This window comes from Eleftheria terrae (assembly GCF_030419005.1).
In the GTDB taxonomy this organism is placed as follows: domain Bacteria; phylum Pseudomonadota; class Gammaproteobacteria; order Burkholderiales; family Burkholderiaceae_C; genus Caldimonas; species Caldimonas terrae.
Genome location: NZ_CP106951.1, coordinates 2,294,383 through 2,320,266, shown reverse-complemented (window position 1 = coordinate 2,320,266; position 25,884 = coordinate 2,294,383). Strand labels below are relative to the sequence as shown.

Sequence of the window (25,884 nt, the reverse complement as noted above, 5' to 3'; positions counted from 1 at the left end):
GCCACGCAGGAGACCGCCATGGCCGACATCCACAGCGTCGATCACATCCAGCTGCCCATTCCCTACGGCGCCTCGCCGCAGGCGCGGGCGTTCTACCAGGGCCTGCTCGGCCTGCGCGAGGTGCGCGACCCCGAGCTGGACCGCCCCGGCGTGCTGCGCTTCTCGCTCGGCTGGCAGCGCCTGGACCTCAGCGAAGGCCGCTACACCGGCGTGGCACCCCAGGCCCACCTGGCGCTGCGGGTGGCGGGCGTGGCGCGCCTGGCCGACACGCTGCAGGCGCGCGGCCTGCGGGTGGACCGCTCGGCTTTGAACGACGGCCGCGCCTATGTCGAAGACCCCTTCGGCAACCGGCTGGAGCTGATCGAGCCGCCCCTCGATTCCTTTGACGCCAAGCGGGAGCACCATGTCCAGGACCTCCACCTTGCCGTCTGAGCCGGCCGTCGACACACCGCCGGCAGGCCGCGGCGCCGTGGCGCTCGCCTGGCGCAGCGGTGGCCGGGCGGTGCTGCCCTGGCTGCTGCCGCTGGCCATCCTGGTGCTGTGGGAGCTGTCCTCGCGTGCTGGCTGGCTGTCCACCCGGGTGCTGCCCGAGCCGTGGGCGGTGGTGTCGGCCTTCGCGCGGCTGGCGGCGTCCGGCGAGTTGCTCGAGCATGTGCTGGTCAGCACCGGCCGGGCGCTGGCCGGGCTGGCGCTGGGCGGCGGGCTCGGGCTGCTGCTGGGCCTGCTCACCGGCACCTTCCGGGGGGCCGAGACGCTGCTCGACTCCACGCTGCAGATGGTGCGCAACATCCCGGCGCTGGCCTTGATCCCGCTGGTCATCCTGTGGTTCGGCATCGACGAGTCGGCCAAGCTCTTCCTGGTGGCGGTGGGGGTGTTCTTCCCCATCTACCTCAACACCTTCCACGGCATCCGCTCGGTGGATCGCGGGCTGATCGAGATGGCGCGCAGCTATGGCCTGCGGGGCTGGCCGCTGTACCGGCAGGTGATCCTGCCGGGCGCGCTGCCCTCCATCCTGGTCGGGCTGCGCTTCGCGCTCGGGCTGATGTGGGTGCTGCTCATCGTGGCGGAGACCATCTCGGCGCAGTCGGGCATCGGCTACATGACGATGAATGCGCGCGAGTTCCTGCAGACCGATGTGGTGGTGGTCGGCATCCTGCTCTATGCGCTGCTCGGCAAGCTGGCCGACCTGTCGGCCAAGGCGCTGGAGCGATGGTGGCTGCGGTGGCACCCCGGCTACCGCACGGCGGCATGAGGGTGCGCGAGGCGCACGGCGGTGCCATGCATGTGAACGCAGAACTGGAGTTGAGCTTGTTCATCGATCGTCAGGCGCCCGAGGCGCCGCGGGGCGCGCAGGCGCCCGCCTCCCGCAGCCGGCGCGGCAGCGCCGTCAGCGTGGCCGGCCTGTCCAAGGCCTACGACCGGCGCACGGTGCTGGACCGGGTGCACCTGCAGGTGGAGGCCGGGGAGTTCGTCGCCATCGTCGGCCGCAGCGGCTGCGGCAAGAGCACGCTGCTGCGCCTGATCGCCGGCCTGGAGCAGCCCGAGGGCGGCCGCGTGCAGCTGGACGGGCAAGCACTGGCAGGCCTGCAGGCCGACACCCGGGTGATGTTCCAGGACGCCCGCCTGCTGCCCTGGAAGCGGGTGGTGGACAACATCGCGCTTGGCCTGCCGGGGCCGGATGCGCGCGACCGCGCCCGGCAGGCGCTGGCCCAGGTGGGGCTGGCCGAGCGCGCCGGCGACTGGCCGGCGGTGCTGTCGGGGGGGCAGCGCCAGCGCGTGGCCCTGGCCCGCGCGCTGGTGCACCGGCCGCGGCTGCTGCTGCTGGACGAGCCGCTCGGTGCGCTGGATGCGTTGACGCGCATCGAGATGCAGCAACTGATCGAGCGCCTGTGGCGCGAGCACGGCTTTACCGCGCTGCTCGTGACGCACGACGTGAGTGAGGCGGTGGCCTTGGCAGACCGGGTGGTGCTGCTGGAGTCAGGCCGCATCGCGCTGGACGAGCGGATTGCGCTGGCTCGGCCGCGCCAGCGTGGCGCGCCAGGCTTTGCCGCGGTGGAGCAGCGTATCCTGGAGCGGGTGTTGCTGCAGCCCGGGCAGGACAGGCCGCACCGCGACACCGACCACGCCCACCTCGACCACCCGCCGCATGCGCCGCTCTGGCGCTTTGCGGTTTGAGCCCGACCGACAAGGACACTGCATCCATGACCCAGCCGAACTGGAAGTTCGAAACCCTGTCCGTGCATGCCGGCTACGAGCCGGACCCCACCACCCGGGCGGTCGCGCCGCCCATCTACCAGACGGTGGCCTACGCCTTCGATAGCGCCCAGCATGGCGCCGATCTGTTCGACCTCAAGGTGCAGGGCAACATCTACACCCGCATCATGAACCCGACGCAGTCGGTGCTGGAGCAGCGGGTGGCGGCGCTCGAAGGCGGCATCGCGGCGCTGGCGCTGGCCTCCGGGCAGGCGGCGGTGACCTACGCCATCCTCACCATTGCCGAGGCAGGCGACAACATCGTCGCCTCCAGCGCGCTCTATGGCGGCACCTACAACCTGCTGGCCCACACGCTGCCGCAGTACGGCATCCAGACCCGCTTTGCCGACTACCGCGACGCGGCCAGCTTCGAGCCGCTGATCGACGCGCGCACCAAGGCGGTGTTCGTCGAGTCGCTCGGCAACCCGCAGGGCAATGTCACCGACATTGCGGCGATCGCCGCGGTGGCGCACCGCCACGGCGTGCCACTGATCGTGGACAACACCGTGCCCACGCCCTACCTGAGCCGGCCCATCGATCACGGCGCCGACATCGTGGTGCATTCGCTGACCAAGTACCTCGGCGGCCACGGCACCAGCCTGGGCGGCGCCATCGTGGATTCGGGCAAGTTCCCGTGGGCCGAGCACAAGGAGCGCTTTCGCCGGCTGAACGAGCCGGACGTGAGCTACCACGGGGTGGTCTACACCGAGGCGCTCGGGCCGGCCGCCTACATCGGCCGCGCCCGGGTGGTGCCGCTGCGCAACACCGGGGCGGCCATCTCGCCGTTCAACAGCTTCCTGATCCTGCAGGGCATCGAGACGCTGCCGCTGCGCATGGACCGCATCAGCGACAACGCACTGAAGGTGGCGCAGCACCTGCGCGCGAGCGAGAAGGTCGCATGGGTCAACTATGCGGGGCTGGAGGACCATCCCGACCATGCGCTGGTGCGCAAGTACCTGGGCGGCCGCGCGTCGGGGCTGCTGACCTTCGGCATCCGCGGCGGCGGCCGCGAGGCGGGCGCGCGTTTCCTTGACGGGCTGCAGCTGTTCACGCGGCTGGTCAACATCGGCGACGTGCGCTCACTGGCCACCCACCCGGCCTCCACCACCCACCGCCAGCTGTCGGAGGAAGAGCTGCACCGGGCGGGGGTGGGCGAGGACACGGTGCGCCTGTCCATCGGCATCGAGCACATCGACGACCTGCTGGCCGACCTGGACCAGGCGCTGGCCGGCGCCTGAGTTCCCAGCCCCGGCGCGCGTCGACATTCATCCGCTACAAGGAACGGCCGAGGGGAGGAAGTGCCTCGGGCCAGGGGGCTTGAATGTCGATGCACCCGGGCGATGCACCCGGGCGATGCACCCGGGCGATGCACCCGGGCGATGCACCTGCGCGATGCGGAGGGATGAATCCCCCGGCCAGGGGTACCGGGCCAGGTCCTGGACGCCCTCCGCCATCGACTGCTCCGCTTCCACAGGGGGCGCCCCACCGTTTCGATGCGCCTTCATCCGCAACGACAAGCCGTCGACTGATGGGGCGTGGACGGCCCCCGCCATGTCGGAGGCATCCGCTTCTTCGTTGAGGGTGGCCTGTCCCGGGCTCGCCCCCCGCCTGTGCGGGTGCAGCAAACGCCGCTTCACCTAGCGCGCCATCACCTTGTCCGGCGTCATCGGCGTGCTGCGCAGGCGGCGGCCGGTGGCGTGGTAGATGGCGTTGCTTACCGCCGCCGCGACGCCGACGATGCCGATCTCGCCCACGCCCTTGGCACCCAGGCGGCTGACGATGCGGTCGTCCTCGTCGACGAAGATCACGTCGATGTCCTGGATGTCGGCATTGGCCGCCACATGGTATTCGGCCAGGTTGTGGTTCATGAAGCGGCCGAGCCGGTGGTCGGCATGGGTCTCCTCATGCAGTGCCTGGCTGATGCCCCACACCACGCCGCCGACCACCTGGCTGCGGGCGGTCTTGGGGTTGATGATGCGGCCGGCCGCCACCGCGCTCACCACCCGCGTGACGCGCACGGTGCCGAAGGCCTCGTCCACCCGCACCTCGCAGAACACCGCCGAATGCACCGCGCGCACGTACTTCTTCTGCTTGAGCACCTGGGGCAGCAACAGGTAGGCGGCCTCCAGGCTGTCCTTGCCGGCGCTGCGCAGCACGGCCGCCAGCGGCAGCGAGACGGAGGGGTCGGCGCGCAGCCGCATCGCGCCCTCGCGGAACTCCAGCGCCTGGAAGCGGACCTTTGTCAGCGGCGAGCCGGGCAGCTGCCGGGCCAGTTTCCAGAGCTGGCGCTGCAGCTTCTCGCAGACGCCTTCCACGGCGGAGCCGATGGTGGTGACATGCGAGGAGCCGCCCTCGATGGGCGCCACCGGCAGGTCGGAGTCGCCGAGGCGGAAGCTCACCTGCTCCAGCGGCAGGCCCATGGCCGCGGCAGCGATCTGGGCCATCACGGTGTAGGTGCCGGTGCCGATGTCGCTGGCGGCGCTGCTGACCTCGAGCCGGCCATCGGCATGCAGCACCGCGCGGGCGCGGGCGAACATCTGCATGGCGTCCCAGGTGCCGGTGGCCATGCCCCAGCCCACCAGCTCGTGGCCCTCGCGCATCGAGCGCGGTTGCGGTGGCCGGCGCGACCAGCCGAAGCGCGCTGCGCCCTGCTCGTAGCAGGCGCGCAGCTCCTTGGTGGAGTAGGGCAGGTCCTTGGCGGCGTCGCGCTCGGCGTAGTTCTTTAGCCGCAAGGCCAGCGGGTCCATGCCGAGGGCGTAGGACAGCTCGTCCATCGCCACTTCCAGCGCATGCACGCCATGCGCGGCACCGGGAGCGCGCATGTCGATGGGGCTGTACTGGTCGAGCGCCACCAGCCGGTAGTCGAGCCGCACGTTGTCGCAGGCATAGAGCTGGCCGGACCAGTTGACCACCACCTCCACATAGTCCTCGCGCCGGGAGGTTTCGGCCACCGCCTCGTGCAGCACGGCGCGCAGCGTGCCGTCGCGCTCGGCGCCCAGGCGCACCCGCTGCCAGGTCTCCGGCCGGTGGCCGAAGGTGAACATCTGCTGCCGCGTCAGCACCACCCGCACCGAGCGCTTGAGCCGGAGGGCGGCCATCACGGCCAGCAGCAGCTGGTACTGCGGCCGCAGGCCGGAGCCGAAGGCGCCGCCGACATAGGGGTTCTTGACGGTGACCTTGCTGCGCGGCAGGCCGAACACATGCGACACCATCCAGCGCGAGTTCTGCGAGCCCTGGGTCTTGTCGTAGATGGTCAGGTGACCGCCGGGGCCGCGCACCACGGTGGAGGCATGCATCTCCAGCGGGTTGTGGTGCTCCACGCCGCTGTAGAACTCGGCGTCCACCTGCACCGGTGCGGCGGCGAAGGCGGCGTCGGCATCGCCGCGCGGCTTGGGCGGGGGCGAGTAGCCGGCTTTCAGGCGGCTGGGCACGTGGGCGCGCTCGCGGTGGGCCAGCAGCTCGGTCTCGTGGGGCTCGGCCTCGTAGGACACCCGCACCAGCGTGGCTGCATGGCGGGCCAGCTCGAAGGTCTCGGCCACCACCAGTGCCACCGGCTGGCCGCTGTAGTGCACGCGCTCGTCGTGCAGCGGCTTGAAGGGTGAGCCGGCCGGCGCGGTCATGTCCTTGTAGAACAGGTCCAGCGAGCGCATGCGCGGGCGCCGCTCATGCGTCAGCACCTCGATGACGCCGGGCAGGGCCAAGGCCTCGCTGCAGTCGATGGCAACGATGCGGCCCCGCGCGATGGTGCTGTTGATGACGACCCCATGGGCCAGGTCGGCCGCCGGGTGCTCGGCGGCATAGCGGGCGCGGCCGGTCACCTTGGCCAGCCCGTCGATGCGGGACACCGGGGTGCCGATCTCGACCGTGCCGGTGCCGGCCGGTGCGAGCGGCGGCTGCTCGGGTTCGGTGTAGGGGCGGGAGGCGGTCGACTCGTCGAGGTCCGGCGGCAGCGTGTCGGCCGGCAGGCCCCGGGCGGTGGAGGAGGGCGTATGGCCGCGGCGGACGGGGGGTGCACTGCTCATGCCTGGATCTCCGGGGTGCGGCATGCATCGACGCCGGTGTTGCTCGGCACGCCGGCGGCGGCCATTTCAAGGGCTCGAACGATGGCGCGCTGGGCCAGCGGGATCTTGAAGGCGTTGCCGGGCAGGCTCTCGGGCAGCGCCGGGCCGCCCCAGGCGCGCGCCTCGCGCAGCAGGAAGGCGGCCGCCTCGGCATAGGCCTGGCTGCCGGCGGGGCGGCCTGCCAGCAGCGCCTCGGCCTGCGGGTCGCGCCAGGGCTTGTGGGCGACGCCGCCGAGGGCGATGCGGGCTTCCCGCACGGTGCCGTCTTCGGCCAGGTCGAGCGCGGCCGCCACCGATACCAGCGCAAAGGCATAGGACGCCCGCTCGCGGATCTTCAGGTAGCTGCTGTGCCGCTGGAAGCGCGGCGGTGGCAGGGTCAGGTGGGTGATCAACTCGTCGTCGGCCAGCGTGGTGTCCAGCTCGGGCCGGTCGCCCGGCAGCCGGTGCAGCTCGCCGAAGGCAATCGCACGGGTGCCGCGCGGCGAGGCCAGGTGCACCTGCGCATCGAGCGCCGCCAGCGCCACGCACATGTCGGAAGGATGGGTGGCGATGCACTGGGGGCTGGCACCCAGGATGGCATGCTGGCGCGCCAGGCCCTCGGCCGCCGGACAGCCGCTGCCCGGCAGGCGCTTGTTGCACGGCACGCCAGCGTCGTAGAAGTAGTAGCAGCGCGTGCGTTGCAGCAGGTTGCCGCCGTTGGTGGCCATGTTGCGGATCTGCGGCGAGGCGCCGGCCAGGATGGCCGAGCGCAGCAGCGGGTAGTTGGCCCGCACCAGCGGGTGTTCGGCGGTGTCGGCATTGGTGGCCAGGGCGCCGAGGTGCAGGCTGCCGTCGGGCTGCGGGGCAATCTCGCGCAGCGGCAGGTGGCGGATGTCCACCAGCGCGGCGGGACGCGCAATGTTCTCCTTCATCAGGTCGATGAGGTTGGTGCCGCCGGCCAGGAAGCGGGGCGGGGCGGCATCGGGCGGCGCGTCGCCGAGCCCGGCCTGGATGGCCGACAGCGCCACGGCCACGCTGTCGGCGCGCTGGTAGCGAAAGGGGTTCATGCGGCGGCTCCCGGCTGTGCGGCGGCGGGCCGGCGTTGCGGCAGCAGCACCTGCGAGACCGCTTGCACGATCTGTGGATAGGCGCCGCAGCGGCAGAGGTTGCCGCTCATGCGCTCGCGCACTTCGGCTTCGCTGGCGGGCGGCGGCTCGTTCATCAACCCGGCGGCAGAGCACAGCTGGCCCGGGGTGCAGTAGCCGCACTGGAAGGCGTCGCAGTCGATGAAGGCCTGCTGCAGCGGATGCAGGGGCCCGTCTTCCCCCTGCAGGCCTTCGACCGTGGTGAGATCGGCACCGTCGTAGGAGACGGCCAGGGTCAGGCAGGCATTGATGCGTCGCCCGTCGACCAGCACCGTGCAGGCGCCGCATTGGCCATGGTCACACCCCTTCTTGGTGCCAGTGAGCGCCAGCCGGTCACGCAGCAGGTCCAGCAGGGTCACCCAGGGCTCGACCGACAGCCGGTGGTCAATGCCGTTGATGCGCAGTTGCAGGGGCAGGGCGGGCGGCGCAGTGCAGGGGGAGTCGGCGGGTGATGGCATGGCGGATAGGGGTGAAACGACGACCTTCGGTGGAAGGCAATCGACATTCCTATGGCCATCGAGCGCAGGCGCCGCCGGTGCCGGAGACAGGTGATTGGCGTCGATGCGTGGCGTTCGACTGTGGCGGAAGGCTCTTGGCCTGCCTCAAGGTTCCCGCGTGATGGGTGGCATGACATAGCACAGAGAGAAACCCAGTTTCTTCTGGTCTTCCGTACTCGATATCCGGGTCGATTGTATTTTTCCTGATCCAGCCGTGATGCTGCTGAATCTTGGGCCGTCATGTTCCGTGAAGACGATGATGCCGTCGAGTTCGCTCCCTGCTTCGGGGAATTTCTGTTTGAGAATTTTGTTCAACTTTCGAATTGCTGCCCGATTCCTCGAAATCAACCCGTCTCGCACCAGCTCTTCTGTTATATCTTTGGGTCGCTGCTGCATGTACATGATTGATGACCCCCGTTGCCAGCAGAATTCGTCCCCACTGTTGAGGTATTTTTTTACCCTTTCGTCCACGGCTTCCTTGTTCGTGGTGCCGAGGTTCATCCATATCACATAAGGCCCTTCAACAGATCCAGCGCCTGCACGGAGACTGGTCGCCATCAGGATGGGGAAAATCAAGAGGGAGCTGAGTTTTTGAAGGAGATTCATCTGGTACTGTCCTCACTGTTACGCTCGCCCGTGCCGGACGATATTCCGAAATGCTGGTTCAGTTGCTCCGGGTCAACTTCCTCGAGGTGCTTGTCGTCCTTCAAGGATTGCTCATGATAGGAAGCAGGCACGTAGTACGAAAGGTGGTTCTTGTTTCCCCTTTTGATCTTTCGTTTTGCGTCCACGATTCTGATCTCGTCCGGTATCGGTTGCATGTTGAAAGCAGAAAATCTGATGGTATTTCCCTGGTTGCCGCCCAGGAGGACCAGATTTTTGTCTCCGAGCTTGGCATATACGAATCCGGCATGATGTCCGTGCCCCGAGGAATTGGTTTGTACAGCGATGGCGCCAAAGATGGGTTGGTCAATCCGGTGGAATAAAGGATTCCTGACCTTGGGCGCCCATGGGTCGGTCATTTTTGATTTTTTGCCGCTGACTTCCTGAAAGGCATGTGCCCGTGATTTGGCTGCATGATGGTCATGGAAATCCGGATTGTCGATGGGATAACCGGCCTTCATCAGGCACCAGTTGACGAACGTGGCGCACCAGGCGTTCGACGTGCCAACCAGGCCGGCTCTGCCGGTATGGATTTCCTTGGCGTAGTTTCTCGTCTTTTCAATGACCGACTCGTCGCGCCCACCAAACTTTCTTGCTTCCTCTACAGCAAATACCATCCAGGGCGCTCGACGGCTTTCCGTGGTCATCAGAGCCAAGGGGGCGCCTGCGCCGAGGTTTGAGCGTACCGGTACGGTGCGGGCGCCAACCGCGGCGGGCGCGGCTGGTGATTCAGGGAGGCTTCGCTCCGATGGCGGCGTGTCAGGACGCGGGCTGGTTGCCGGTGTTGGCGCCTGCCCGGGGACTGCCGTCTTCGTCCGACTGCGCAGCAATGCGCCTTCGGCTTTCGGCCCATGAACGCTGAACACCTGGCCCGGAAAAATTCTATCGGAGTCCAGACGGTTGAAGCATTTCAGTTCTTCAACGCTCACCTTGAACTTGGCCGCGATCTTGCTCAACGAATCACCGGGCTGAACCTGGTAGCGCACCGGCTGGCGCGGCGCCTTGGCGCCAGGTGCGCCACGCCCCGTGTCGGCGCGTGTCAGCCCGACAAAGCGCTCGATGCGGGCGAGCAGGTGGTAGTGCTGTCCCTTGTCAGCGCCGATCTGTCCTACCCGTTTCAACTCGCCATCGGCGGTCTTGTGGTGCACGGCGATCGGCTGCTGACCATGCGGAACCGGCGGAAACTGCCCCACCCGGTTCGACTGGAGCGTGGTCCGCCGGCCGTCCACTTCCAGCACAATCTCTTCGCCGGCAATCGGGCGCGCTCCGTCCGTCGCGCTGATCGTGCTCACCGTCACCCATTTCTCTGTGCGGGGGGTGCCGTCCTTGTCTTTGTCATGGTGATAGCCCTCGTGCGTTTCGATGGCTTGCACCAGGGTATTGAACTCGTCGTCGGTGAAGTCCCTGAGCTTCTTGCTTGGGGCGACCCCGGTCCTGCCGAGCAGGACGCTGACATAGACGTCGGTGTCGTTCTCGCTGCGCGGCGCGTACCGCTCCATCATCTCGGGAATGCTGTGCTCGCTGTACTTGCGCCGGAGCGAGGCGCACAGCTCCGCCCGCCCGGTTTCATAGTCGGGGAAGATGAAGTAGTGGTTCTCGCTGCTGCGCACGGTCGCGAAGCCGATGAAGTGGCGGGTGAGCCGCGGCGCCGGCCTGCCGTCCCGCGTGGGCGAGACCAGGTTGCCGCAGTTGTTGATGCGCCAGGCCAGCGTGCCGCCGGTGCGCAGCAGGTGGCGACCATCGTCCGCGATGAATTCCGCGGTCTTCAGGTCCGCATGGTAGGTGGCCTTGAGGAATCGAGGAGGGGTCATGGCTGCGTGTCCAGGCTGTCGCGCTCAGGGGGTGGGGAGGCTGCGAGCGATGAGTTCCGCCACCAGCGTCGAAGGCAGGAACTGGTGGCTGTGCTGCTCGGCGAAGGCGCTTCGCAGCTCCGCGTCGTACGGGTGGTCGAGCACGGTCGAGGTGGGCGGTCCAGCGTCGACCGCCTCCACCGGGGGCGGATCGGGCCTCTGCGCTTCATCGTCTTCCGCCGCTTCACCGGGCAGGTCCTCGGCCTGTGCGGCAGGGCCGGGCGGTGGTGGAGGAGCGGCTTCCAGACGCGCAGCCGGCCAGCCGATCTGCAGCATCAGCAGCTGCCGCTGCTCGGTGTGCACGCGGGGAATGCGCCCGTCGGGCGGGACAGTGCCCGACAGGAGGACCCGGCCGGCTGCGTCGAAGATCGAATACGGCAGCCCGTCGTATCCGGCATCGGCCATCAATGCATCGCTGCCTGCCGCTGCAAAGCGCAAGCTTTGCGGGCCAGGCTGCGGCAGGTCGAGGTCGGCCGGTACCGGCAGGCTCGGGTTGCGTGGCGACAGGCTGTCAGGCCCCACCGCCGCGTGCGATGCCGCATGCACCTGCCAGGCGGCCTGGGTGCCGCTGGTGATGCCTGCCGCGCCCCAGCGGGTATAGCTGCCGCCGCCATTGACCACGATCTCTTCCCTGGCCGAGAGGGAGATCTTGTTGGCTGTCTGCGTGATGTCGAGCCGGGCCAGGATGTTGACGCTCTTCTGCAACGCCGTGATGTCGACATCGGCGCTCGCTGCCACCAGCTTCATGCCGGCCTTGTAGGCAAACAGGCGCACCGCTTCCTTGACGCTGACCAGCAGGCTCCTGCCCGCGCCCAGGCTGATATGTCCCTCGCTGCTGACCGCCGTGTGCTCCTTGCTGGCCAAGTGCGTGGAGCCCTGGGCGGTCGCCTGGATGCCGGCGGCGCTGGCCAGCGTCAGGTGCGGCGCCTGGAATTCGGTGAAGCCGCCTTGCGTCGCGCTGCCGCCATGGCCTTGCAGCGTGTCGTTCTGCGCCTGCAAGGCTCGCGTCACTTCATCCTGGTCGCCGGGCTCGTGCGCCTGCACGTGCTGGGCCGCTTCCGACAGGGCCTGGTGCAGGTCGCGGCCCTGCGCCAGCCGGGCCAGCGTTTCGCCCATGTCGGTCATGTGGGCCCGCGCATTGGGACGCGCCTCGGTGCTCACCAGCAGGCCCTGGGCCGCGCGCAGTGCGCCATGCCCGTCGGTCCGGGCCTCCAGGCCGCTGCCACGCGGGTCGGTACGGCCGGCGGTGGCGTCGATGCGCACGTTGTGGCCCAGGGTGATCTCGCTGGCCTGGGTGTCGCTGCGCAGCTTGACCTGCAGCTGGCCGGCCGTGTCGTCCGCCAGGATGTAATTGGAATGGCCACCGGGTGCATTGCCGCCATCGCCGCTCAGTTCGCGGCTGCGCAGGCCGGTCAGTGCCTTCTGTGCGGGCATCTTCCACGGCGGCATGTGCTCGCCATTGAAGACGGCACCCAGGATGACGGGATGATCGGCATTGCCGTCGAGATGGTGGACGAGGACCTCGGACCCGACACGGGGCCACGAGGCCCAGCCGTTCTCCCCGCCGGCCCAGGCGCCGGACACCCGCACCCGGGCGCTCTTGTGCTCTTCCTGGTCCCAGTGGTAGCGGATCAGCACGCGGCCGTACTCGTCGACGTCGAGGCTGCCGATGCCGTCCTGGCCGACCACCGTTGCGGTCTGCGGCGCGCTCACCCGGAGGGGCCGGCTGTTCCAGCCGCGGCCTGGCCGCCACGGAACCGATTCGCGGGTGGCCACGAAGCGGTTGCGATAGCCGGCCTCGCCACCGCTTGCTTGCAGATAGTTGTTGGTGGCGGTGTGGTGCACTTCCAGGACCAGGTAGCTGCGTTCGGCGCTGGCGCGTGCCTGGGTGCTGAAGTGGTCCGGGAGTTCGAAGCACCGCCCGGGCTGGACGAAGTGGTTGTCGCTGTCGGCCTCATGGCGCTTGGCCACGGCTTCGATCTCTTCCATCCGCAGGCGTGCCAGGGCCTCGCCGCCCGGGTCTTCCTTGCGAAAGCCGTAGGCCCCGCAGTACTCGCTCACCTCCAGCACCGGCAGCTCGCCTTGCCGGTTCAGCGTGGGCATTTCCGTGCGCCGCGGCCGCGGGTGCTTGAAGTCGTGGGCGCTCAGCTGGTAGTGGGAGGAGACCAGCTCGCGGGCGCTGCACCAGCGGCTGATGGCGTTCTCTTCCCTGGAGCTGCTCTGGGCGCAGAACCGGATCACCGGGCTTGCTCCATCGATGGGCGGTGCCGGTGTGGAGCGGTCCGACAGCATCAGGGTGTGGCCCTGTTCGGTGTGCTCGTACCAGTAGACCAGGCCGGCTGCTTCCCAGCGCCGATGCAGGTAGTTGTGGTCGGTCTCGCCCTGGCCGGCACCCTGCACGGCCATGGTGCTCGGTGGGTCGGCGCCCTGCATCTGCCAGTGCCACCGGGCCAGCGCGCCGTAGCCCGCGAGAATGGCGGCGGTCTGGTCGCGCAGCGTGCGGTCGAGGAACAGCCGGTTGTTCCTGCGCAGGGTCAGGAACCACAGCCACGGCCGCAGCACCGCACGGTAGTGGGCGACGCGGTCGTCCTTCTTCTGCAATTCGAACTCGAAGACATGCCCGGTGAAATGGCGTCGGCTGCCATCCGGGCGCGTCAGCGCCACCGACAGCAGCTTGCCCATCATGTCCTTGGCGGCGATGCCTGCACTGTCGGCAAGCAAGAGCACCGTGTACTTGAAGTCGCGGCTCATGGCTTCCTCGGCCTCCAGGCGGTCGACCACCAACTGGACCGGTTCCTGGCGCCCGTGAGGGCCGCTCACCTGGGGCGGGTTGCGCTGAGGGAAGCCGAGGGTCAGCAGGCGGTGATGCTGCTGGTACGCGAACGGGAAGAACGAAAGGATGGACAAGGGCCACTCCCGACATCTTGAAATGTTGGACGGCACCCGCGCTGCAACTGGGCAGGCAGACCGGGCACGGTGACTACGTCGAGCGACTACAGGGACAAGACCCGCCAGGCCAGTGCAGCGGTCGGGTCAGGAAGACGGGTGCAGGGAAGGCGCCCTCGCAACTTCTGCGCGTGGTGGGGCAGACCATCGTTGCGAATCATGCCGGGCGGCTCAATGCAGCGGGGAAGTCTATCGGCCTTGCGGCTGGGAAGGTGCAGATGCCGCCTTGTCCCTCAGGGGGCTTTCCAGAGGCGCCGGTGTGGGGCTCGAGAGGGCGCCGCCGGCCGACGGAATGAGCGGCTCCAGCCGCTTCTCGGGTGGCCTTGCCAGGGCGGGGTCGTTCGTCCTATGTCGCGGCAAGCCGGCGCAGGTGCCGCCCCCTGGCCTTGCCGCGTCTCCCTCACTTGACGGGAATCGGCGTCGCCCGGTCCACCGGCACCGCGGTGATGCTGTTGCGTGGCGAGCCTTCGATGAGTCGGTCGGAGTACGTCAGGTAGAGGAGGGTGTTGCGCTGGCGGTCGACCATGCGGACGATGCGCAGCTTCTTGAAGAGGATGGACAGGCGCTCGTTGAACACCTCCTCCTGCTGGCGCAGTGGCCCGGGGAAGGACACCGGGCCAACCTGGCGGCAGGCGATGGAGGCGTCGGACTTGTCCTCCGCCAAGCCCACCGCGCCGGAGATGCCGCCGGTCTTGGCCCGGGAGACGTAGCAGGTGACGCCGGCCACCTTGGGGTCGTCATACGCCTCGACGACGATCTTGTGGTCGGGCCCGATCAGCTTGAACACCGTGTCGACCGACCCGATGGGCTCGGCGCCGGACAGCGCCGGGCCGAGGAGGAGGAAGGCGCCGAGGGCGGCGGCAAGGGGCTTCATACGTCTGGCTCCGGAATTGCGAAGACGACAGTGTGACCGCTCGGTGAGCGCCGCGCTGTCGGCGCAAGGCGCACCGGCCCGGTCGGGGCGCCGTCCGGGGCCCCGGCAGGACCGCACGTCAGCCGCGCACCGGCGCCAGCCGGCAGCGCCAGTAGATTCGCGCGCGGACAAGACGACGCGATCCCGCCGGCCCGGCCGGCCTCCCGATCCACCCTGTTGCAGCGAGAGCAGTCCCGTGACCCCCTTCATTTCGCCAAGCGCGCCGACCCCTGCCGCCCGCGGCCGGCCACACCCCTCCTTGCGCCTGGCGCTGTCGATGGCGGCACTGCTGCTGCTGCATGCCTGCGGCGGCGGCTCGTCCGACAGCCAGGACGGCGCCTCCAGCCACGCCGGTGGCTCCGCCGGGAGCACCGCACCCCGGCCAGGGGCCGCCGATCCGCGCGACACCGCACTCGATGCCGCGCTGGCCAGCGGCGATGCCTCGGCGCTGACCGACCCGGCCTTCGTCGCCACGCGGCTGCGGGTGCGCATGCAGTTCGTGGCCGCGGCCCAGGACGCGCGCCTGAAGAGCCTGCTCGAAGGCGTGAGCAGCGAATACCAGCCCGGCGCCCAGAGCCACTGGGTGCAGCCGGCCAACATCGAGCTGGCCCAGCCCTACATCGTCGGCGACAAGGGCCGGCAGCTGGCCAGCCTGAGCCTGGCCGAGGGCGGCCGCTCGGCCGGCTACGGGGTGCAGGTGCTGGAGCAGCTGCGCAGCGGCAGCAACCTGGCGCATGCGCCGGCGCTGGCGCGGCTGGTGCGCTGGCTGGTCACCGGCAGCGCCGACGCCAGCCTGCCGGCCTCGCTGCCGGTGAGCTTCGCCGGGCTGGACGCCGCCCGCTCGCTGGCCGGCCTGCAGGCCGCTGGCGTGCCGGCGAGCAACGCCGGCTGCAATGCGCTCGACGACGCGGCCTGCGCGCGCACCGCCCGCCTGCTGGTGCTGGGCAGCGGCCTGGTCGCCAGCGACACCCTCGAAGCCACCGTGCGCAGCCGCCTGGCCGCCGGCCTGCCGGTGCTCTACCTGCACGGCAACGCCTGGTCCGACAGTGATTCCGGCCGCCAGGTGCTGTCCGCGATGGCGCTCACCTTCGGCCCCTACGGCGGCAACTACTGGGACAAGGACGCGGTGGCGCCCGGCCGCAGCGCGGCGGCGGCCGCGCAGGCGGCATCGCAGTTCAACACCCTGCTGCCGCTGGCGGCGCAGGCGGCCACCAACACCTGGCGGCAGGACTTCGACTGGTCGCGGTGCACCAGCTCGGTCGGCACCACCGAATGCAGTGCCGTGCCGGGCCTCTCGGCCTGGAACGCGGGCGTCGAGTCCCTGCGGGCCGCGGTCAACGGCTTCAACTCGGCCGGCCGCAATGTCTTCGCCACTGCCGACACCACGCTGCTGAGGCTGTGGCTGCTGTGGGCGGACAGCGTGCGCCGCGAGATCCGCTACCCGCTGGACAAGGCGGGCGATGCGGCCCTGTTCCAGCGTGCCTACCTGGCCGATGCGCTGGTGGGCTACGTGCGCGAGCGCGGCACGGCGCAGCCCGACCTCGGCAGCTACGCCGGAGCCGCCCAGGCGGCCATGAAACCCTCGGCCACCGAGGAGACGATCACCCTCAAGCTGCCCAACAGCGGCGGCTTCACCGCCATCGGCCGCATGGCGGTGCCGGGCCGGCCGTTGCGGGTGACGCTGGTCGATGCCGGCGGCGCCAGCGTGGCGCTGGCCCTCAACACCATGCGCACCGGCTCCACCAAGACCTGGAACCCGCGCTCCTACAACCGCCCGCGCTTCCTGCAAAGCCCCGGCATGCCGCTGGCGAAGGGCCGGGCGCTACCGGTGGTCAGCCCCTATGGCGGCACGCTGCAGCTGCACTACAGCCAGGCGGCGGCCGGGCAGACGGTGACGCTGCGGGTGCAGGGCGCCGCGCGCCATCCCTTCTTCGACGCCACCGCTGGTGGCGACCTGGCGGCGGCCCGGCAGGCCTTCATCCGCGCGCTCGACGCGGGCGACGCCGACTGGGCCGAGATGAAGATGCAGGGTGTGGAAATCCATTCCCGCATCGACAAAATGCGCAGCGTGATTGTCGACGCCTATGCCAACGACCTGGAGCGTTACCTGCAGGAGATGGCCGAGCTGTTCATCTATGACGCCTACCAGCTGGCCGGCTTCGCGCTGCCGAACCGGCCGCTGCCTGCGGCGGTGCTGCAGGCCTGCCAGGCGCGCGGCTGGGACTGCACCAGTGCCTCGCTGCATGGCCTGACGCAGGTGCAGCACATCAATGCCGACGCCTATGCCCATTGCGGCGCCGGCTGCTCGGGCAACCCCTATGACCAGAGCTGGGGCGTCACGCCGCGCGGCTGGGGCGAGAGCCACGAGGTGGGCCACAACCTGCAGGTGGGGGCGCTGAACGTGTACGGCGGCCGCAGCAGCGAGGTCAGCAACAACATCTTCCCACTGCACAAGAACTGGCGCCTGAAGCGCGAGCTGGGCGACACGCGCGACGACACCCGTGTGAGCTACCGCGAGGCTTTCGACCTGATCCTGGCCGGCCGTGGCCAGGCGGACCCGGTGCAGGGCGTCTACGACCGCATCTGGGCCGACGACGGCTATGCGGTGCAGAACGGCATCCGGCTCGCCTTCTATCTGCAGTGGGTGCACTACTGGGCCGAGCGCCAGGGCAACGAAGCCCGCGGCTGGGACATCTGGACCCTGCTCTACCTGCACCAGCGCCTGGCCAGCCGCAGCGACTGGGCGGCGAACAAGGCCAGCCTCGGCTTCTCCACCTTCGGCGAGCGGCCCAGCCTGGACGGCAACGACCACCTGCTGATCGCCCTGTCCTGGCTGACCCAGCGCGACCAGCGCCCGGTGTTCGCGCTGTGGGGCCTGCGCACCTCGGCGGCCGCCCAGGCGCAGGTGCAGGCCTACGGCTTCGCGGCCGAGCGGGCCTTCTTCTATGCCAACACCAGCACCAACGACCACGCCAAGGTCAGGCGGGTCGACATGGGCGTGGCGCAGCCGGCCTGGCCGTTCTGAGCCTCAGAACGCCGGCACCATCGAGCCCGGGAAGCGGGTCTCCACCAGCCGGCGCACCTCGGGCGACTGGAAGGCCCGCACCAGCTTGGCGACCCAGGGGCGGTCCTTGTCGGCGGTGCGTACCGCGATCAGGTTGGCATAAGGGTTGGCCGCGTCCTCGATCGCGATGCTGTCGCGCGCCGGCACCAGCCCCGCCTGCAGCGCGTAGTTGGTGTTGATGGCCGAGGCGTCCAGGTCGTCCAGCGAGCGCGGCAGCTGGGCGGCCTCCACCTGCACGATGCGCAGCCCCTTGGGATTGGCAACGATGTCGACCGGCGTGGCCGCCAGGCCCGCGCCCGGCTTGAGCCGGATCAGGCCGCGCTGCTGCAGCAGTGCCAGCGCCCGGCCGCTGTTGGACGGGTCGTTCTGGATGCCGATGCGCGCGCCTTGCGGCAACTCCGCCAGCGACTTGTACCTCTTCGAATAGAAGCCCATTGGGAAACTCACGGTGTAGCCGACCGGGCTGATGCGGTAGCCGCGCGCCTGTACCTGGCTTTGCAGGAAGGGCAGGTGCTGGTAGCTGTTGGCGTCGAGGTCGCCCGCGTCCAGCGCGGCATTGGGCTGGATGTAGTCCTGGAACTCCACCACCTGCAGCCGCAGGCCGTCGCGCTCGGCGACCTGGCGGGCCACTTCGGCAATCTGGGCATGCGGGCCGGCCGTGACGCCGAGGCGGACCACGTCCTGGGCCGAGGCCGGCAAGGCGGCCGCCAGCAGCAGCACCAGGGCCAGGGCCAGGGCCAGGGCCAGGGCCAGGCGGCGGGGGGCAAGCACAAGAAGGTGTTTCATGGGGGTCGTGAGCTGTGAGTGAGGGGCAAGCGGTCAGGCGGCGACCGGTGCCGGCGCGGCGACTGGCGCTGCAGCCGGGCGGCCGAGCTGCCGGGCCACATGCCCCACCGGCAGCCGCGGCCCGCGGCCGAAGAGCCGTTCGCGCAGCGTGGCACCGCCCGCCTCGTCCTGGCGGTAGCGGCCGCGTCGCCGCAGCTCCGGCACCACCAGCGTGACGATGTCTTCCATCGTCTCGTGCGCCACCGCGAAGGCGAGGTTGAAGCCGTCGATGCCGGTGTCGTCCAGCCATGCTTCGAGCTCGTCGGCCACCTGCACCGGGTCACCCACCAGCACCGGGCCGCGGCCGCCCAGGCCGATGAAGGCGGCCGCCTCCTCGACCGTCCAGCGCCGCCCGGGGTCGGCCTGGGTGAAGGAGGCCAGCGCGCTGCGCCCGGCATCGGTGTCCAGGTACTCCAGGGTGGCATCGGGCGGCCAGCGCGAGAAGTCCACGCCGGTCCAGCCGGACAGCAGGGCGAGCGCGGCTTCCACGTCCACATGGGCGAGGCAGTCCTGGTGCTTGGCACGGGCGATGGCCTCGGTCTCGCCGGTGATGACGAGCGCCTGCGCATACAGCAGCAGCGAGGCCGGGTCGCGCCCCTGCTGCGCCACCGCCGCCCGCAGCGCCTGCACCTGCCGCGCCACCACCGCGCGGCTCGGCCCGCTGACGAACACGCACTCGGCATGCCGGGCCGCGAAGGCGACGCCGCGCGTCGAGGTGCCGGCCTGGAACAGCACCGGCGTGCGCTGCGGCGATGGCTCGCACAGGTGGAAGCCCGGCACGCGGAAGTGCCGGCCCTGGTGGGCGATGGGGTGCACGCGGGCCGGGTCGGTATAGACGCGGCCGGCTGCGTCGCGCCGCACGGCGCCGTCCTCCCAGCTGTGTTCCCAGAGCTTGTAGACCACCTCCATGTATTCCTCGGCCAGCTCGTAGCGGTTGTCGTGGCTGTCCTGCCGGGGCAGGCCCAGGTTGCGGGCGGCGCTGTCGAGGTAGCCGGTGACGATGTTCCAGCCGATGCGGCCGCCGCTCAGGTGGTCCAGCGTCGAGAGGCGGCGGGCGAAGGGAAAGGGATGCTCGTAGCTCAGCGTGCAAGTGACGGCAAAGCCCAGCGTGCGGGTGGCCTGCGCCATCAGCGGCACCAGCGCCAGCGGGTCGTTCAGCGGCACCTGCACGCCGCCACGCAGCGCCGCGGCGGCGCTGCCTTCGTAGACGTCGTACACGCCGAGCACGTCGGCCAGGAAGACGGCGTCGAAGCCACCGCGCTCCAGCAGCTGCGCCAGCTCGATCCAGTGCTCGGCGCGGGTGTATCGGTGGGAGTGGTCGCGCGGATGCCGCCACAGTCCGGGCGACTGGTGGCTGGCCGCGTTCATCTGGAAGGCGTTGAAGCGGATCGGCCGCCGGCTGCCATGCTTGGCGGTGGTCATGGCTGCTTCCCGCTGCCGGCCAGCAAGGCCTGCTGGTAGTCGGTCTTGACGAAGCCGGCGAAGTGCCGCTCGGTGACCGCGAGAAACTCGCGCGAGCGGTAGGCCTCGGCCAGGTCCCTGGCCCAGGGCTGGTCCTTGTCGGCGGTGCGCACCGCCACCAGGTTCTGGTAGGTCGGCGTGGTCTTCTCCAGCGCCAGTGCCTCGGTCAGCTTCAGCCCGGAGGCGAGCGCGAAGTTGCCGTTGACGAAGGCATAGTCCGCGTCGTCCAGCGCGCGTGGCAGCTGGGCCGCTTCCAGCGGCAGCAGGCGGATCTGGCGCGGGTTGGCGGCCACGTCCTTTTCCGACGCGCGGATCGGGTCGTAGCCCGCGCGCAGCTGCAGCCAGCCCAGTTGCTCCAGCACCACCAGCGCGCGGGCCTGGTTGGTGGGGTCGTTGGGCAGGGCCACGGTGGCACCCGGCTTCAGCTCGGCCAGGCTCTTGTGCTTGCGGCTGTAGATCGCGATGGGGGCGGTCGGCACCTTCAGCAGCTCGCTCAGCGCCAGCTGGTGCTCGGTGGCGAAGCGGGTGAGGTAGACGATGTGCTGGAACGCGTTGGCATCCAGCGCGCCCTGGGCCAGTGCGAAGTTGGGCTGCACATAGTCGTTGAACTCGACCACCTTCACCCGGTAGCCCTTCTTCTCCAGCAGCGGCTTGATGCCCAGCTTGAGCTGGTCGGCATAGGGGCCGGCGGTGGTGCCGATCACGAGTTCCTTCTTGGTTTGCGCCAGCGCGGGCAGCGCGGTAGTGGTGGCGGCCAGCGCCAGGGCGAGCAGGGAGCGGCGTGCGATCTTCATGGCAAGGTTCCGGAAAGCAAGGGCAGCAGGGGAGGGAAGCGAGACACAGCGGGTGCGGCGCCGTTCAGCGCTTGTCGAGCCGGCGCGCCAGGGCGTTGCCGCCGAACTGGATCAGCTGCACCAGCACCACCAGCAGTGCCACGGTGAGCACCATCACATCCGTCTGGAAACGGTAGTAGCCGTAGCGGATGGCCAGGTCGCCGATGCCGCCGCCGCCCACCACGCCGGCCACCGCCGAGTACGACAGGAAGCTGATGGCCAGCACCGTGAGCGCCAGCACCAGGCCCGAGCGGGCCTCCAGCAACAGCACCCGCACGACGATCTGCAACTCGGACGCGCCCATCGCATGTGCCGCCTCGATGACGCCGCGCGGCACCTCGCGCAGGTTCTGCTCCACCAGCCGCGCGAAGTACGCAATGGCGGCGAAGGACAGCGGCACCGCCGCCGCCAGCGGCCCGATGGACGTGCCGGCGATCACCCGCGTCAGCGGCACCAGCGCCACCAGCAGGATGATGAAGGGGAAGGAGCGCACGGTATTGACCACCCAGCCCAGCACCGCGAACAGCGGGCGGCTGGCCAGCGACTGGCCGGGGCTGAGCAGGAACAGCAGCACGCCGAGCGGCCCGCCCAGCAGCACAGCGGCGCAGAGGCCGATGGCCAGCATCAGCAGGGTCTGGCCGCTGGCCACCCACAGCTCGGGCAGCAGGGCCGTGATGTTCTCAGGCATGGGCCCACTCCTTCTGTGGCTGCGGGCGTGCCGCTGGCGTGCCCGCACCGGCGGCGGCCGGTGCGCTGCCCAGCCGGCGCGACAGCTCGCGGCCCAGGCTGGTGCGGCGGGGCGTCGCGCTCGGCAGCACGGCGAACTGCTCGGCCAGGCGGCCGTCCTCGATCACCGCCACGCGGGTGCACAGGCTCTGCACCACCTGCAGCTCGTGGGTGACGATCACCACCGTGACGCCCAGGCGCTGGTTGATCTGGCGCAGCGTGTCGAGCACGCTGGCGGTGGTGTCAGCGTCCAGTGCCGAGGTGGGCTCGTCGCACAGCAGCACCGCCGGGCGCGGTGCCAGGGCGCGGGCAATGGCCACCCGCTGCTTCTGCCCGCCGGACAACTGGGCCGGGTAGCTGCCGGCCTTCTCGGCCAGGCCCACCAGCTGCAGGCACTCGCGCACCCGCGCCTCGACGCCGGCGGCGCTGCGGCGGCCGTGCAGGCGCAACGGGAAGGCGACGTTGTCGAACACGGTTGCGTTCTGCAGCAGGTTGAACTGCTGGAAGATCATGCCCATGCCCTGGCGCGCCAGCCGCAGCTCGCGCTTGCCGAGCGTCTCCAGCGCCTGGCCGGCGACCATCACGCGCCCGCGGTCGGGCCGCTCCAGCAGGTTGATCAGCCGCAGCAGCGTGGACTTGCCGGCCCCGCTCTTGCCGATGAGGCCGAAGATCTCGCCCTGGACGATCTCCAGGTCGATGTCCCGGATGGCGTCGAAGGCCAGGCCGCCGGGCAGCGGATAACGCTTGCTGACCGACTCCAGCCGGATCAGCGTGGCGGCGCCGGCGACGCCGGGCGGTGCATGGGTGTTCATCGTGGGGCGGGAAAGGTGGCGAAGAAGAAGGGGGCGGCAGCCATCGATGGCGCGGTCGTTCAGGAATAAGCCGTCGGCTCCGGATAGCGGCCGCTCAAGGCATGGCGGCCGAGGTCGCGCAGCTTGTAGTCGATCGGGTCGTGCAGCGTGTGCACCCGCACGTTGCGCCAGTAGCGGTCCAGCCCCAGGCCGCGGGCGGTGGAGCGGGCGCCGGTCAGCTCGAACAACTGCGAGCTGACCTCCACACCGGCCCGGTGCGCGGCCACCTTGGCCTGGGCCACGGCCACTGCCACTTCGCCGCGCTGCTCGGCGCTGACCGCCGGGCCCAGGTAGAGCGCCTGGTCCAGCAGGCCGGCCGCGGCGTCGGCCAGCAGTTCGGCGCCGCGCAGCTGCACGGCGAACTCGCCGTGGCGGTGCTGCACATAGGGGTCGTCCAGCGCGCTGGCCACGCCAGCGGCGAACCAGGGCCGGCCGTGCTGCCGCAGGTAGTGCAGCGCGGCCTGGCGGGCGCCCTCGCCAATGCCGAGGTAGAGGTTGGCCATGATCAGCTGCGCCACCTGCGAGCGCAGCGTGGCCTGCGGCGTCGGCGGCACGCCGGGCGGCTGCAGCACCTCGGCATCCGAGACCCAGACACGCTCGAAGCGCACCGTGCCGCTGTCGGTCTGGCGCTGGCCGAAGGCATCCCAGTCGGGCTCGACGGTGACACCTTCGCGGCGCGTTGGCAGCACCGCGATGAGGGCCGTCTGCGTCGCCGCATGCCAGGCGGAGACCGTCAGGCGGTCCGAGCCCACCGAGCCGGAGGCGAAGCTCTTGCGGCCATCGATCAGCCAGCCCTGGCCGCTGCGGCTGGCGCTGGTGGCCAAGTCCAGCGGGTTCAGCGCATTGCCCCAGAACAGGTCTTGCTCGACCGTCTCGCGCAGAAAGTGGCGTTGCTGCGCCTCGCTGCCATAAAGCAGCACACCGGCCAGCTGCAGGTGGTGGAAGGCGAACACATGCGCCAGCGCACTGTCGGCCTGGGCCAGCCGGCGCACCACCCGCAGCAGCAGCGGCCAGTCGCCACCCCAGCCGCCATGCGAGCGCGGCACGCTCAGGGCCAGCAGGCCGCTGGCGCGGATCAGCTCGCGTTCGGCGGCGGCGTGGCCACCGGCGCGGTCGCGCTCGGCCGCGCCCGCTTCCAGCTGCTGCGCCAGCCGCTCGGCCAGGGCGGGCACCGCGTCCAGGCTGGACGGGCGGCGCCCGGGGGCAGGGGCGGTGGCGGGACTCTCGGCAAGGCGCAGGGGCTGGCTCATGGAAGGCGGGGCAGGCGGTGACTGGAGGGGCAGTCTTCCATGCAGGCGGGCCGCGGCGAACGAAGCTTTTCGTCTGTCGATCTGTGAAAAGAGTCGCTGCGCCGGTGCCGACCGTCGCGGTGGAAAAGCCGAGCGTTGGGCTCGGTGCGGCGCTTGCGGTACGCTGCGCCGATGCATGATGAGCCTGCTTTCGATCCCGCCGCCGGGCCCGCTTCCACCCCCGGGCTGCTGGCGGTTTGCCTGTGTGCCGGCTGGTGTCGGCTGTGCGACAGCTACGAGGCCACTTGGGAAGCCGCCGAGGCTGAATGGCCAGGCGTCGCCTTCCGCTGGATCGACATCGAGGACGAGGCCGACCTGCTCGGCGACGTCGATGTCGAAGACTTTCCCACCCTGCTGATCGTGCGCGACGGCGAGGTGCGCTTCTTCGGCACCGCGCTGCCGCATGCCGACACCTTGCGCCGCCTGCTGCGCAGCGCCCAGGACGCGCCGCCGGTGCCGGTGGAGGCCGAGGTCACCCGCCTGGCCTGCCAGCTGGTGCAGGAAGCCCAGCTCGGCTTCAGCGCGCCGCACCATCCCTCGCCGGCCGCATGAGCGACGAGGCCGCGACCATGACGCCCGCGCAGGCGCTGTTGCTGCTGAGCCAGCACAGCGGGCGGCACGATGACGTGCACCATCCCAAGTGGGAAAGCGGCTTCCTGGGAGCCCTGCGCCCCTACCGCGGCCAGCTGGACGTGGCCAACTTCCATGAGGTGATGACGGCGCTGCGCGTGCTCGCTGCGCAGCTGGAGGCGCCGCAGGTCGACCGCAACCTGGTCAGCGCGCTGTGGAACATCTGCCACCTGGCCCGCATGTGGGCAGTGGCGCCCGAAGGCATGCTGCAAAGCAACCGGCTCATCGCGCCGGCCGACGTGGCGCGCATCGAGCGCTGGATCGACTGCGTCTCCTATGCCGTGCTGTGCCTGCTCGACGGTGCCGGGGTGGACGAGGCTTTCCACGAATACGACAACGCCGACGAGCCGTGGTAGCGCGTCGGCGTGGCTGCCCGGCGGCGGGCCTCGCTCAGCCCGGTGCGGTCGCCGGGTTCACGCTGCCGGCCGGCGCGGCCTCCCAGCCGCCACCCAGCGCGCGCACCAGCCCCACGGTGGCCTGGTCCTGAGCGGCGCGCACCACCAGGGCCTGGCGGCGGTTGCGCAGCTCGCTGCGTTGCGCGTCCAGCAGCTCCAGCTGGCTGACCAGGCCGTTGCGGTAGCGCGAAGCCGACAACGCGGTTGCCCGGGAGGCTGATTCCACCGCCTGCTGCTGCAGCTGTGACTGCTGGGCCAGCAGCCGCAGGCCGGAGAGCTGGTCTTCCACTTCGCGGAAGGCCACCAGCACCTGCTGCCGGTAGCTCGCCAGCGCCGCGTCCAGCTCGGCCTGGGCGCTTTGCACGCCGGCCTCGCGCCGGCCGCCGTCGAAGACCGGCAGTGACAGCAGCGCACCCACACCCCAGGCGCGGGCCGACCACTTGAAGAGGTCGGACAGCTCGCTGGACGCATGCCCGCCGTTGGCCGTGAGGCTCAGGCTGGGGAACCAGGCGGCGCGCGCGATGCCGACCCGCTCCTGGGCCGCCATCAGGCCCCGCTGCGCGGCCGCCACGTCGGGCCGCCGCGCCAGCACGGTGGACGGCAGGCCCGGTGGCACCTGCGGCGGCTCGGCGCTGGGCGGCAGGTTGCCGCTGGCCGACAGGTCGGCCAGCGCGAAGCCCGATGCCGGCTCGCCCACCAGCACCGCAATGGCGTGCTCCAGCTCGGCACGGCGGCGGTCCAGCGCGACCGCCTCGGCCTCGGTGGAGGCCAGCTCGGTGCGCACGCGGGCCACGTCCAGCTCGGCCACGTCGCCGGCCTCGTAGCGCCGTTCCGTCAGGCGCAGCGTGTCGCGGTAGGCGCCTGCCGTGTCGCGCACCAGGCGGCGTTCGCTGTCGAGCGCGCGCAGCGCCAGGTAGGCCTGCGCCACGTCGGCCTGCACCATCAGCCGCGTGCTCTGCAGCAGGGCCTCGCGGGCCTGGGCGTCGAGCGTGGCGGCGCGGGCCGAGGCCGACAGCCGGCCGGCCAGGTCCAGCTCATACGAGAAGGTGGCGCCGACGTTGATTGCCGTCTCCGCCACGCCACGCGCGCCGGGCTCGGCCTGGCGCGCGGCGCCGGCCTGCAGCCCCAGCTGCGGGCGGCGGTTGGCTTCGCTGCTGCGCAGCAGGGCCCGGGCCTGGGCGAGCCGGGCGGCGGCCAGCTGCAGGTCGGCGTTCTGCGCAGCGGCGCGGCGGGCCAGGTCGTCCAGCACCGGGTCGGCGAACAGCTGCCACCAGGCGCCACGGTCCTGGGTGTCGGCCGGGGCCGCCACGGTCCAGCGGGCGTCGGCTTCCTTGAACGCCGCGGGCACGGCCGGCAGCGCGGCCGGGTCGATCGCCTGCGGCGTGGCGCAGCCGGCCAGCACCAGGGCCGCGAACAGCAGCGGCGCCAGCCGCGGGAAGCGCGCCGGGCCGCCGGGCGCCGGGCGAAGGTCGTTGTTGTGCTTGTGCATGGTCTTGTCCTTCG

21 protein-coding genes are annotated in these 25,884 nt (G+C 70.4%); 7 read left to right on the top strand and 14 right to left on the bottom strand.

Annotated features, from left to right (window positions below; genetic code table 11):
* Positions 1-18: 18 nt before the first annotated feature.
* From N7L95_RS10105 to N7L95_RS10090, 4 genes are read left to right on the top strand one after another with little or no spacing between them, the layout of a single operon-like run.
* A complete protein-coding gene (locus N7L95_RS10105) occupies positions 19-432 on the top strand; it encodes a VOC family protein (protein ID WP_301259695.1) in 414 nt (137 codons plus the stop codon).
* A complete protein-coding gene (gene ssuC / locus N7L95_RS10100) occupies positions 404-1,252 on the top strand; it encodes an aliphatic sulfonate ABC transporter permease SsuC (protein WP_301259694.1) in 849 nt (282 codons plus the stop codon). Before N7L95_RS10105 ends, ssuC begins: the two co-directional genes overlap by 29 nt.
* A gap of 26 nt (positions 1,253-1,278) precedes the next feature.
* On the top strand, positions 1,279-2,175 hold the full coding sequence (locus tag N7L95_RS10095) for an ATP-binding cassette domain-containing protein (RefSeq protein ID WP_301259693.1): 897 nt from the start codon (positions 1,279-1,281) through the stop codon (positions 2,173-2,175).
* 26 nt (positions 2,176-2,201) lie between these two features.
* Complete coding sequence (locus N7L95_RS10090; protein WP_301259692.1) at positions 2,202-3,491, top strand: O-acetylhomoserine aminocarboxypropyltransferase/cysteine synthase family protein; 1,290 nt, start codon at positions 2,202-2,204, stop codon at positions 3,489-3,491.
* A 399-nt stretch (positions 3,492-3,890) separates the two neighbouring features.
* On the opposite strand, the gene N7L95_RS10085 is transcribed toward N7L95_RS10090, so the two are convergent.
* The 7 genes from N7L95_RS10085 to N7L95_RS10055 all read right to left on the bottom strand — a co-directional run bounded on the left by N7L95_RS10085 (position 3,891) and on the right by N7L95_RS10055 (position 14,268).
* Positions 3,891-6,275: a xanthine dehydrogenase family protein molybdopterin-binding subunit gene (locus tag N7L95_RS10085; RefSeq protein ID WP_301259691.1), complete on the bottom strand. Its 2,385-nt coding sequence runs from the start codon at positions 6,273-6,275 to the stop codon at positions 3,891-3,893.
* The gene (locus N7L95_RS10080) at positions 6,272-7,360 is read right to left on the bottom strand and encodes an FAD binding domain-containing protein (protein ID WP_301259690.1); all 1,089 of its coding nucleotides are present in this window, start codon (positions 7,358-7,360) and stop codon (positions 6,272-6,274) included. The genes N7L95_RS10085 and N7L95_RS10080 overlap by 4 nt, the downstream gene beginning before the upstream one ends.
* Entirely contained in the window at positions 7,357-7,896 is a 540-nt protein-coding gene (locus N7L95_RS10075) for a (2Fe-2S)-binding protein (RefSeq protein WP_301259689.1), read from the bottom strand. The genes N7L95_RS10080 and N7L95_RS10075 overlap by 4 nt, the downstream gene beginning before the upstream one ends.
* A gap of 144 nt (positions 7,897-8,040) precedes the next feature.
* On the bottom strand, positions 8,041-8,541 hold the full coding sequence (locus tag N7L95_RS10070; RefSeq protein WP_301259688.1) for a hypothetical protein: 501 nt from the start codon (positions 8,539-8,541) through the stop codon (positions 8,041-8,043).
* The gene (locus N7L95_RS10065; RefSeq protein WP_301259687.1) at positions 8,538-10,409 is read right to left on the bottom strand and encodes a LysM peptidoglycan-binding domain-containing protein; all 1,872 of its coding nucleotides are present in this window, start codon (positions 10,407-10,409) and stop codon (positions 8,538-8,540) included. The genes N7L95_RS10070 and N7L95_RS10065 overlap by 4 nt, the downstream gene beginning before the upstream one ends.
* A gap of 24 nt (positions 10,410-10,433) precedes the next feature.
* Complete coding sequence (locus N7L95_RS10060) at positions 10,434-13,355, bottom strand: type VI secretion system Vgr family protein (protein WP_301259686.1); 2,922 nt, start codon at positions 13,353-13,355, stop codon at positions 10,434-10,436.
* A 439-nt stretch (positions 13,356-13,794) separates the two neighbouring features.
* A complete protein-coding gene (locus tag N7L95_RS10055; protein ID WP_301259685.1) occupies positions 13,795-14,268 on the bottom strand; it encodes a CreA family protein in 474 nt (157 codons plus the stop codon).
* Positions 14,269-14,503: 235 nt separating this feature from the next.
* Here N7L95_RS10055 and N7L95_RS10050 point away from each other — a divergent pair, with 235 nt between their 5' ends.
* Positions 14,504-17,332 carry an ImpA family metalloprotease gene (locus N7L95_RS10050; RefSeq protein ID WP_301259684.1) on the top strand — a complete coding sequence of 943 codons (2,829 nt, stop codon included), beginning with the start codon at positions 14,504-14,506 and terminating at the stop codon, positions 17,330-17,332.
* Positions 17,333-17,335: 3 nt separating this feature from the next.
* Here N7L95_RS10050 and N7L95_RS10045 read toward each other — a convergent pair whose 3' ends face one another.
* From N7L95_RS10045 to N7L95_RS10020, 6 genes are all read right to left on the bottom strand, one after another.
* Positions 17,336-18,157 (bottom strand): MetQ/NlpA family ABC transporter substrate-binding protein, encoded by an 822-nt coding sequence (locus N7L95_RS10045; RefSeq protein ID WP_301259683.1) that lies wholly within the window; start codon positions 18,155-18,157, stop codon positions 17,336-17,338.
* A 33-nt stretch (positions 18,158-18,190) separates the two neighbouring features.
* Positions 18,191-19,618 carry an LLM class flavin-dependent oxidoreductase gene (locus N7L95_RS10040; RefSeq protein ID WP_301259682.1) on the bottom strand — a complete coding sequence of 476 codons (1,428 nt, stop codon included), beginning with the start codon at positions 19,616-19,618 and terminating at the stop codon, positions 18,191-18,193.
* Complete coding sequence (locus N7L95_RS10035; protein ID WP_301259681.1) at positions 19,615-20,451, bottom strand: MetQ/NlpA family ABC transporter substrate-binding protein; 837 nt, start codon at positions 20,449-20,451, stop codon at positions 19,615-19,617. The genes N7L95_RS10040 and N7L95_RS10035 overlap by 4 nt, the downstream gene beginning before the upstream one ends.
* A gap of 64 nt (positions 20,452-20,515) precedes the next feature.
* Positions 20,516-21,178: a methionine ABC transporter permease gene (locus N7L95_RS10030; RefSeq protein ID WP_301259680.1), complete on the bottom strand. Its 663-nt coding sequence runs from the start codon at positions 21,176-21,178 to the stop codon at positions 20,516-20,518.
* Entirely contained in the window at positions 21,171-22,028 is an 858-nt protein-coding gene (locus N7L95_RS10025) for a methionine ABC transporter ATP-binding protein (protein ID WP_301259679.1), read from the bottom strand. Before N7L95_RS10025 ends, N7L95_RS10030 begins: the two co-directional genes overlap by 8 nt.
* 59 nt (positions 22,029-22,087) lie before the next feature.
* On the bottom strand, positions 22,088-23,317 hold the full coding sequence (locus N7L95_RS10020) for an acyl-CoA dehydrogenase family protein (protein WP_301259678.1): 1,230 nt from the start codon (positions 23,315-23,317) through the stop codon (positions 22,088-22,090).
* Between the two features lie 171 nt (positions 23,318-23,488).
* On the opposite strand from N7L95_RS10020, the gene N7L95_RS10015 reads away from it, so the two are divergent.
* Both N7L95_RS10015 and N7L95_RS10010 read left to right on the top strand, forming a co-directional pair.
* Entirely contained in the window at positions 23,489-23,908 is a 420-nt protein-coding gene (locus N7L95_RS10015) for a thioredoxin domain-containing protein (protein WP_301259677.1), read from the top strand.
* Complete coding sequence (locus tag N7L95_RS10010; RefSeq protein ID WP_301259676.1) at positions 23,905-24,342, top strand: hypothetical protein; 438 nt, start codon at positions 23,905-23,907, stop codon at positions 24,340-24,342. Before N7L95_RS10015 ends, N7L95_RS10010 begins: the two co-directional genes overlap by 4 nt.
* Before the next feature lie 34 nt (positions 24,343-24,376).
* Here the strand turns inward: N7L95_RS10010 and N7L95_RS10005 are convergent, their stop codons facing one another.
* Positions 24,377-25,870, bottom strand: a complete 1,494-nt coding sequence (locus N7L95_RS10005) for an efflux transporter outer membrane subunit (RefSeq protein WP_301259675.1) — start codon at positions 25,868-25,870, stop codon at positions 24,377-24,379.
* Positions 25,871-25,884: the final 14 nt, after the last annotated feature.

Bases quoted from the DNA above. Each gene is read 5' to 3' on its own strand.
- N7L95_RS10105 (WP_301259695.1), top strand. From the start codon at position 19: ATGGCCGACATCCACAGCGTCGATCACATCCAGCTGCCCATTCCCTAC.
- ssuC (WP_301259694.1), top strand. From the start codon at position 404: ATGTCCAGGACCTCCACCTTGCCGTCTGAGCCGGCCGTCGACACACCG.
- N7L95_RS10095 (WP_301259693.1), top strand. From the start codon at position 1,279: ATGCATGTGAACGCAGAACTGGAGTTGAGCTTGTTCATCGATCGTCAG.
- N7L95_RS10090 (WP_301259692.1), top strand. From the start codon at position 2,202: ATGACCCAGCCGAACTGGAAGTTCGAAACCCTGTCCGTGCATGCCGGC.
- N7L95_RS10085 (WP_301259691.1), bottom strand. From the start codon at position 6,275: ATGAGCAGTGCACCCCCCGTCCGCCGCGGCCATACGCCCTCCTCCACC.
- N7L95_RS10080 (WP_301259690.1), bottom strand. From the start codon at position 7,360: ATGAACCCCTTTCGCTACCAGCGCGCCGACAGCGTGGCCGTGGCGCTG.
- N7L95_RS10075 (WP_301259689.1), bottom strand. From the start codon at position 7,896: ATGCCATCACCCGCCGACTCCCCCTGCACTGCGCCGCCCGCCCTGCCC.
- N7L95_RS10070 (WP_301259688.1), bottom strand. From the start codon at position 8,541: ATGAATCTCCTTCAAAAACTCAGCTCCCTCTTGATTTTCCCCATCCTG.
- N7L95_RS10065 (WP_301259687.1), bottom strand. From the start codon at position 10,409: ATGACCCCTCCTCGATTCCTCAAGGCCACCTACCATGCGGACCTGAAG.
- N7L95_RS10055 (WP_301259685.1), bottom strand. From the start codon at position 14,268: ATGAAGCCCCTTGCCGCCGCCCTCGGCGCCTTCCTCCTCCTCGGCCCG.
- N7L95_RS10045 (WP_301259683.1), bottom strand. From the start codon at position 18,157: ATGAAACACCTTCTTGTGCTTGCCCCCCGCCGCCTGGCCCTGGCCCTG.
- N7L95_RS10040 (WP_301259682.1), bottom strand. From the start codon at position 19,618: ATGACCACCGCCAAGCATGGCAGCCGGCGGCCGATCCGCTTCAACGCC.
- N7L95_RS10035 (WP_301259681.1), bottom strand. From the start codon at position 20,451: ATGAAGATCGCACGCCGCTCCCTGCTCGCCCTGGCGCTGGCCGCCACC.
- N7L95_RS10030 (WP_301259680.1), bottom strand. From the start codon at position 21,178: ATGCCTGAGAACATCACGGCCCTGCTGCCCGAGCTGTGGGTGGCCAGC.
- N7L95_RS10025 (WP_301259679.1), bottom strand. From the start codon at position 22,028: ATGAACACCCATGCACCGCCCGGCGTCGCCGGCGCCGCCACGCTGATC.
- N7L95_RS10020 (WP_301259678.1), bottom strand. From the start codon at position 23,317: ATGAGCCAGCCCCTGCGCCTTGCCGAGAGTCCCGCCACCGCCCCTGCC.
- N7L95_RS10015 (WP_301259677.1), top strand. From the start codon at position 23,489: ATGCATGATGAGCCTGCTTTCGATCCCGCCGCCGGGCCCGCTTCCACC.
- N7L95_RS10010 (WP_301259676.1), top strand. From the start codon at position 23,905: ATGAGCGACGAGGCCGCGACCATGACGCCCGCGCAGGCGCTGTTGCTG.
- N7L95_RS10005 (WP_301259675.1), bottom strand. From the start codon at position 25,870: ATGCACAAGCACAACAACGACCTTCGCCCGGCGCCCGGCGGCCCGGCG.